Below are 7,231 nucleotides of genomic sequence, written 5' to 3' on the forward strand. Positions count from 1 at the left end.
CCTCGTCGGGACCTGCTACCGCAAGGGCATCCCGTACTTCGAGCCGGCCCTGAACGACTCGTCGATCGGAATCGCCCTGGCGAAGCACCACTACCTCGCCCTGAAGAAGGGCAAGACTCCCGTCGCGATCGACTCGATCCAGGACAACTACGAGATCGCGCAGGTGAAGGCCCTCTCCCCTCGAACGGGCGTCTTCTACGTCGGAGGCGGCACGCCCAAGAACTACATCTCCCAGGTCGAGCCCATGCTCGAGGTCATGGGCTACGAAGAGAACCCCCACATGTACGCCGCGCAGATCACCACGGACATGCCCCAGTGGGGCGGGCTCAGCGGCTGCACGTTCGAGGAGAGCCAGTCCTGGGGCAAGTTCCACCGGGACGCGAAGATGGCCCAGAGCCACGTCGACGCGACGATCGGACTGCCGCTGCTCATCGGGTACCTCCTGCAGAAGGGCGTGCACAAGAAGCGGAAACAGCGCCAGTACAAGTGGGACGGGCAGAAGCTCGTCTCGCTGAAGTGATCGGGTCACGCACCTCGGACGAGGTGCTCGTACTCGCGGAGCGCTTCCTCCTGCTCGGGCTCGATCACGCCGATGAGGGTGCCGTAGGCGCGCTGGGCTTTCTCCCGGACCTCGCGGATAGCCGCGTCGGCGAGCATCCCTTGGTGGATCAGGTACGCCGCGAGCATGGTCCCCGTGCGCCCGCGGCCCGCATAGCAATGAACGAGGACTTTCTTGCCCTCTGCCCGCTTGGCATCCACGAACGCAACGAACTCCTCGATCTGGTCGAACGTGGGAGCGAAGAAGTCTTGGATGCAGATCTTCCGATGCTCGAATCCTGCATCCTCGATCTCGAAGGTGTTCAGCCGCTCGCATTCGAGACTCACGACGACCGAGAAGCCCATCTTCCGGAGTCGGGCGAAGTCCCATTCCATGTACGCGGGACCCGGGAGCCCCGCGATTCGGCCCCCGTCCACCGTGTAGAGCATCATGCCCTGCGGCCCGAAGGATGCGTCGCGACTAGTTCAACCTCACGCTGGCCGCCGCGGCAGGTCGAAATAGTGCCGGCTCCATCGACGCTCGGATGGCCCAAGGCCGGATGACGATCGGTCTCTACAACTCCTACGATCCCATCAAGTTCCACGAGGCCCACCGACGCGCCCTGGCCCGCGCGGGGCCCGTGGCCCTGGCGTTCGACGCGAACCTCGCGACGTTCGGATTCCCGTACGCGGCGGACCTCGACACGCCGGTCGAGATCGTCGAGTGGGTGGCGGGGACCACGAGCATCGGCGAGGGAGGCAAGTACCTGAAGGAACTCGCGGCCGCGGGTCGGTTCCAGTGCTTCGACTTTCCCAAGCGGGGGTTCCCACCGCAACTCGGGGAGGTCGTCGTGACCACGAACCGGCCTGATCCCAAGAAGGGCGCGTCTGCGGAGCAGCTCGCGGGCCTTCTTAAGCGGGGGACCTCAATCCTCCTCGTGTTCGGCCTCGGTCCGCGGGGCCTCGACGATCGCGAGATCTACCCGCTAGGCCGGTACCACTTCGACCTAACGGGGCGGGGGCTCTCCCTGGAAACGGCAACCGCCCTAGGCGCCGCGCCCGCCCTGATCGCCGCGCACCTCCGGATGTAGACACCCGATTTGTGGTTCCTACCCGAATTCTTATATAGCGCGCCCCCGTCCGCACGGGAGGCCATGCCCAAGCAAGACGGAGCCCTTTGTGAGAACATCATGCTGGGCTCGAGCGCCCGCCTCCCCACCCGGTACGGGCAGTTCCGGATCCATGCGTTCGTGTGCCCGTTCTCCGGCGAGGAGCACGTCGCCCTCGTCAAGGGCCGCGTCGAGGGACGGGAGGGCGTGCTCGTGCGCCTGCACAGCGAGTGCCTCACGGGGGACGTGTTCGGCTCCGAGCGGTGCGACTGCGGCGAGCAGCTCGACGCGGCGATGAAGAAGATCCGGGACACCGGAGATGGCGTCCTCCTCTACCTGGCCCAGGAGGGCCGCGGCATCGGCATCGCGAACAAGATCGCCGCGTACCATCTCCAGGACCATGGGGTGGACACGGTGGCCGCAAACCAGATCCTCGGATTCCCGGCGGACCTTCGCAGCTACAAGTGCGCCGCCTGCATGCTCCGCGTCCTCGGCCTGAAATCAATCCGCCTCATGACGAACAACCCGGCGAAGATCGAGGAGCTCGAGGCGTACGGAGTCCGGGTCACGGAGCGGATTCCCCTGGAGATGCCGGCCAAGGCCTCCAACGTCCAGTACCTCATCACGAAGAAGGAGAAGATGCGCCACCTGCTCAAGGTGCCCGCGGTCAACGCGCCTCGAGCACGGCGATGACCCGGTCACCGGGAATCGACTCGCCCTCGTGCACGGACACGCTCCTCACGACCGCGTCCTCCGGCGCGGGGATCTCGTTCTGCATCTTCATGGCCTCGAGGACCACGAGGGTTTGGCCCCGCTTCACGTGGTCGCCCGCGGCCGCGCGTACCTTGACGACGCGGCCCGGCATGGGAGGACGAACCTCAAGGACCGTGCCGGCTCCGAATCGGCCTCGACGGGTCAGGGCCTCCGAGGCCGTGTCCAGGGGCTCCGCCGTGACCGCGTGCGGCTGACCGTCCACGACCACGTCGGTCCCACGAACCAGCACGCGGTGTAGCCCGGACCCAATCCGGACATCGTACCCCTCGTGGGCATTTGACACGCGAGTGCGATACGAGGCGCCGTCCACGCGGATGGTCAGCAGCGGAGGCGCCCCTTCAATCTCGATCTCGTGGGGCTCACCGTCGACGAGGATGCGTAGCTGCATCGGCACCTCCGTGGAGCTCCTTCCGTCCGGCCAACGCCCAGTTCGGCACGGCGCGACGGTCGAAGGAGACGACCCGCGTGAATCGGTCGAAGCCGGCACCTGCGGCGAGGGCCGCGGCGATTGCTGCGACGCGCTCCTCGTGGGGTCCGCGTCCCCGCATCCGTTCCACGATGCGAAGGTCGGCGATCATCGTGGTCCAGAGGTCGCCCTTGAGGAAGGAGGGCTCGCGGAAGAGGGCCTGGTGGAAGGGCAGGTTGGTCTGCAGGCCGCGAATCTCATAGTCCGCGAGGGCGCGAGACATCCGCTCGACGACCTCGTCCCGGGTGCGTCCGCGCACGATGAGCTTGGCCATGAGGGAGTCGTAGACCGGGGGCACGACGGAGCCCACCGTGACGCCGCTGTCCACCCGGGTCGCGTGCCCCGCGGGCTCGCGGTACCCGACGATCCGGCCCGGCGACGGGAGGAAGTTGCGCAGGGGGTCCTCCGCGTTCACCCGGCACTCCATCGCGTGGCCGTGGGACTGGATCTCGCCCTGGGAGACCTCGGGCTCCTCTCCGGAGGCCACGAGGATCTGTTGCCGGACCAGGTCGACCAGGGTGACCATCTCCGTCACCGGATGCTCGACCTGGAGGCGGGCGTTGATCTCGTTGAACGTGATCTTGCCGTCTCGGTAGAGGAACTCCGCCGTGCCCGCGTTCCGGTAGCCGATCCGCACGAATCCGCGGACCGCGGTCTCGCACAATCGCCGCCGCTGGCTGGGGGTGAGGCAGGTCGCGGGCGACTCCTCGACGAGCTTCTGGTGACGGCGCTGCACGCTGCACTCCCGCTCCCCGAAGTGCAACCCCCGGCCGCGCCGGCCCACGAGAACCTGGACCTCGACATGGCGCGCGTGCTCGATGTACTTCTCGAGGAAGAGATCGGGATTCCCGAAGTTTGCGCGAGCCACCGACTGCGCGGACTCGAACGCCCGAGGCAAGTCTCGCGGTCGGTCGACGCGGGACATGCCGATGCCCCCGCCGCCCGCGGTCGCCTTGAACATGACCGGGTAGCCCACCCGCTCCGCGACCTCCGCCGCCTCCTCGGGCGAGCGGAGCACGCGGTCAATCCCAGGGGTCACGGGAACACCTGCGGCCGCCATGGCCTTACGCGACGCGATCTTGTCGCCCGACAGGGCCATGGCCTTGGCCCCGGGACCCACGAAGATGAAGCCGTCCTCCTCGCAACGTCGCGCGAAGGTCGCGTTCTCGGACAGGAATCCGTAGCCGGGATGGATCGCGTCCGCCCGCGTCGCCTTTGCGGCGCGCAGGACGCGGTCCATGTTCAGGTAGCTCTCCGCCGGGAGCGGGCCTCCGAGCTCGACGGACGTGTCCATGGCACGCCGGTGCAGCGCGTCCCGATCGGCTTCCGAGAACACGCCGATGCAGGCGATCCCCATCTCCCTCGCGCTCCGCGCCACGCGGATGGCGATCTCCCCGCGGTTCGCGATCAGGAGGCGACGGATCATAGGGGACCGCCTAGAGGGGGATGTTTCCATGCTTCTTGGGGGGCCGCGTCTCCCGTTTGCTCTTCAGCATGGCGAACGCGTTGGCGACCCGTGGCCGCGTCTCCGGCGGTTCAATGATGTCATCGAGATAGCCCATCTGGGCGGCAATGTAGGGGTTCGCGAACTTCTGGCGGTACTCCCGGACGAGCTCGGCCTCACGCGCCTGCGGATCCTTTGCGGCGTCGATCTCCTTGCGGAAGATGATCTGGACGGCCCCGTCGGGACCCATGACCGCGAGCTCCGCGGAGGGCCAGGCGAAGTTCATGTCTCCCCGGATGTGCTTCGAGCACATGACGTCGTAGGCGCCGCCGTAGGCCTTGCGCGTGATCACCGTGACCTTGGGGACCGTGGCCTCGCTGAAGGCGAATAGGAGTTTGGCGCCGTTCCGGATGATTCCGCCGTACTCTTGCGCGGTGCCGGGCAGGAAGCCGGGGACGTCGACGAACGTCAGGAGGGGGACGTTGAAGCAATCGCAGAACCGCACGAACCGCGCGCCTTTCGTCGAGGAGTTGATGTCGAGCGTGCCCGCGAGGACCTTCGGCTGGTTGCCCACCACGCCCACCGGGTGTCCGGCAATCCGGGCGAAGCCCACCACGATGTTCTGCGCCCAGTGCTCCTGGACCTCGAACCAGGAGTCGCGGTCCACGACTCGCGTGATCACGTCCCGCATGTCGTAGGGCTTGTCAGGCTCCCGCGGCACCACGCTCCCCAGCTCGGCATCCTTGCGGTCGACGGAGTCGTCCGTCGCGAGGGCCGGGGGGTCTTCGAGGTTGTTCGACGGGATGTAGCTCAGGAGTCTGCGCACCATGCGGAGGGCGGACCGCTCGTCCTCCGCCGCGAAGTGGGCGACGCCCGACTTCTCGTTGTGGGTCATCGCTCCGCCGAGCTGCTCGAAGGTCACGTCTTCGCCCGTGACCGTCTTGATCACCTCAGGGCCTGTGATGAACATGTACGAGCTGCCTTTGGCCATGATCGTGAAGTCCGTCATTGCGGGGCTGTACACGGCACCGCCGGCGCACGGGCCTAGGATCGCACTGATCTGGGGCACCACCCCGGAGGCGAGCACGTTGCGGAAGAAGATCTCCGCATAGCCGCCGAGGCTGATCACGCCCTCCTGGATGCGCGCTCCGCCGCTGTCGTTGAGCCCCACGACGGGAGCACCGACCTTCATCGCGGTGTCCATGATCTTCACGATCTTGTTCGCGTGCATCTCCCCGAGGCTGCCGCCGAACACGGTGAAGTCCTGGGAGAACACGAAGACCGTGCGGCCGTCGATGGAGCCGTAGCCCGTGACCACGCCGTCGCCGAGGATGCGACGCTTGTCCATCCCGAAGTCCGTGGCTCGATGCTCCACGAACGCGTCCGTCTCGACGAAGGTCCCCGCGTCCATGAGCGCGTCGATGCGTTCCCGGGCGGTGAGCTTGCCCTTGGCGTGCTGCTGCTCGATCCGCTCCTCCCCGCCGCCCTCCTTGGATGCGTCCCGGCGACGGCGAAGCTCATCCACGCGTTCGTCCACGGCCATGGCGCGCTCGAATGCGGAGGAGCGACTTCAACCCTTCGGGGCCTCGGGAATGGCCGACGGCGTCTCCCAGAGGAAGAGTCGGGCCGCGGCGTATCCCGTCATGGCACCGACCGCGCCGAGCACGATCGCGAGGACGAGCGTCAGGACGGTCAGGAGCCACCAAGCCCCTCCTCCGAGGCCGAAGATCCGACCCACGAGGTCGGCGAGCTGGAGCCCCTGCCCCATGACGAACACGTAGACGAGGTACGCGGCCCATGCCGTGGAGACGCCTAGGGCTCCCAGCAGGACCGCGCGGCGGAGACGCGGGGAGAGCATGCCCGCGAGGAAGCCCGCGAGGTAGGCCAGCTGCCAGGTGCCCGTGAGCAGGAGGAGCGCCGCGAGGAGGAAACCTGCGAGGAACACGATCCGCACGTGCAGGTCGGGGAACGGGATGCGGCGCATGGTCTCAGCCCGGGACGAGCGTGATCGTCGATTCCACGGAAGCCGCGGGGATGGAGTCCACAGTTGGCTCGTCCCGGAACGCGAGGTATCTGCCGCTCAGATAGGAACCCACGAGGAAGTCATCGTAGTGCACGCTGAGCGGGTTCCCCGACTGGCCTCCCGGGTAGATCGCGAGGGAGTCGTTCAAGTTGTTGAAGTCGATGATCTGGCGCCACGACGGGCCCCCCTTGGAGATGAGACCGCCCGCCACGTTCAGGGTGAAGCCGTCGCCGCCTGCGGGATACGGCCCTCGCTGGAGCGCGGAGAGCCCGCTCAGGTGGTCGAACTCCCGGAAGTGGATCGTGCCCCATTCCCAGTTCGCCACCATGGGTCCCATGGCGGCCATGAGGTGCCTGACCGTGTCGTTGAACGCCTGGCGGATCACCTGGTCTCTCCCCTGGACGACGACGGCCCCACCCGACACGTTGTCGAACCAGTGGGACGTCGGGTCGTTGACCGTGAGGTTCTCCAGGGTGTTGAACTGCGGGAGCGTGAGGTTGTCCGCGCCGGCCGCGTGGTACTCGTCCCCGTACGTATCCTGCAGGTAGTAGGTCATGAACGTGTACCAGATGCTCGCCGCGGTGGAGTTCACGGTCATGTTGTAATCCCATCCGTGGAGGGCCTGGTACGCCTGGGCATCCACGCCGTCTGAGGGGTGGACCGCGGCGAGGACGTAGGGGACCAGGGACTGCGCCGCGGTGTCCAGCACGTCGAGCTGGAACGCCTGCATGTCCGCCAGCGTCACGGCCGTCGTCGTGGAGAGGAGCTCGTGGATCCGGCGGGCGCGGTACCCGGGATCGAAGAGGGAGCCCAGGCTCGATCCGTACGCGTAGCCGGGCGGGTAGGGGACCTGATTGTTACTCCACACGTACCCCGAG

General features: G+C 67.2%; 8 protein-coding genes and 1 pseudogene. 3 read left to right on the plus strand and 6 right to left on the minus strand.

Annotation, left to right across the window (positions count from 1 at the left end; genetic code table 11):
* Positions 1–520, plus strand: a 520-nt coding sequence (locus VEY12_07285) for a deoxyhypusine synthase family protein (protein ID HYM39930.1), incomplete at its 5' end; no start/stop codon positions are given.
* A gap of 5 nt (positions 521–525) precedes the next feature.
* Here VEY12_07285 and VEY12_07290 read toward each other — a convergent pair.
* Positions 526–990, minus strand: a complete 465-nt coding sequence (locus VEY12_07290) for a dual specificity protein phosphatase family protein (GenBank protein ID HYM39931.1) — start codon at positions 988–990, stop codon at positions 526–528.
* Positions 991–1,082: 92 nt separating this feature from the next.
* Here VEY12_07290 and VEY12_07295 point away from each other — a divergent pair, with 92 nt between their 5' ends.
* Together VEY12_07295 and ribA are read left to right on the plus strand one after the other, a co-directional pair.
* Positions 1,083–1,628, plus strand: coding sequence for a DUF531 family protein (locus VEY12_07295; protein HYM39932.1), 546 nt, complete (start codon positions 1,083–1,085; stop codon positions 1,626–1,628).
* Between the two features lie 63 nt (positions 1,629–1,691).
* A complete protein-coding gene (ribA, locus tag VEY12_07300) occupies positions 1,692–2,339 on the plus strand; it encodes a GTP cyclohydrolase II (GenBank protein ID HYM39933.1) in 648 nt (215 codons plus the stop codon).
* Here the strand turns inward: ribA and VEY12_07305 are convergent.
* The 5 genes and pseudogenes from VEY12_07305 to VEY12_07325 form a co-directional block, all read right to left on the minus strand.
* The gene (locus VEY12_07305) at positions 2,314–2,808 is read right to left on the minus strand and encodes a biotin/lipoyl-containing protein (protein ID HYM39934.1); all 495 of its coding nucleotides are present in this window, start codon (positions 2,806–2,808) and stop codon (positions 2,314–2,316) included. The two genes, ribA and VEY12_07305, sit on opposite strands and share 26 nt — an antisense overlap.
* 106 nt (positions 2,809–2,914) lie before the next feature.
* Positions 2,915–4,312: pseudogene (locus VEY12_07310) on the minus strand (biotin carboxylase N-terminal domain-containing protein).
* Positions 4,313–4,322: 10 nt separating this feature from the next.
* Positions 4,323–5,873, minus strand: coding sequence for a carboxyl transferase domain-containing protein (locus tag VEY12_07315; GenBank protein ID HYM39935.1), 1,551 nt, complete (start codon positions 5,871–5,873; stop codon positions 4,323–4,325).
* A gap of 27 nt (positions 5,874–5,900) precedes the next feature.
* Positions 5,901–6,314, minus strand: a complete 414-nt coding sequence (locus VEY12_07320; protein HYM39936.1) for a hypothetical protein — start codon at positions 6,312–6,314, stop codon at positions 5,901–5,903.
* A gap of 4 nt (positions 6,315–6,318) precedes the next feature.
* A partial coding sequence (locus VEY12_07325) for a penicillin acylase family protein (protein HYM39937.1) occupies positions 6,319–7,231 on the minus strand: 913 nt, incomplete at its 5' end.

The organism is Thermoplasmata archaeon (assembly GCA_035632695.1).
Classification (GTDB): Archaea; Thermoplasmatota; Thermoplasmata; order RBG-16-68-12; family RBG-16-68-12; genus RBG-16-68-12.

What these genes read in the sequence shown, in the direction of transcription:
- VEY12_07320 (HYM39936.1), bottom strand. Translation starts at nt 6,314, where the DNA reads ATGCGCCGCATCCCGTTCCCCGACCTGCACGTGCGGATCGTGTTCCTC.
- ribA (HYM39933.1), top strand. Translation starts at nt 1,692, where the DNA reads ATGCCCAAGCAAGACGGAGCCCTTTGTGAGAACATCATGCTGGGCTCG.
- VEY12_07295 (HYM39932.1), top strand. Translation starts at nt 1,083, where the DNA reads ATGGCCCAAGGCCGGATGACGATCGGTCTCTACAACTCCTACGATCCC.
- VEY12_07315 (HYM39935.1), bottom strand. Translation starts at nt 5,873, where the DNA reads ATGGCCGTGGACGAACGCGTGGATGAGCTTCGCCGTCGCCGGGACGCA.
- VEY12_07290 (HYM39931.1), bottom strand. Translation starts at nt 990, where the DNA reads ATGATGCTCTACACGGTGGACGGGGGCCGAATCGCGGGGCTCCCGGGT.
- VEY12_07305 (HYM39934.1), bottom strand. Translation starts at nt 2,808, where the DNA reads ATGCAGCTACGCATCCTCGTCGACGGTGAGCCCCACGAGATCGAGATT.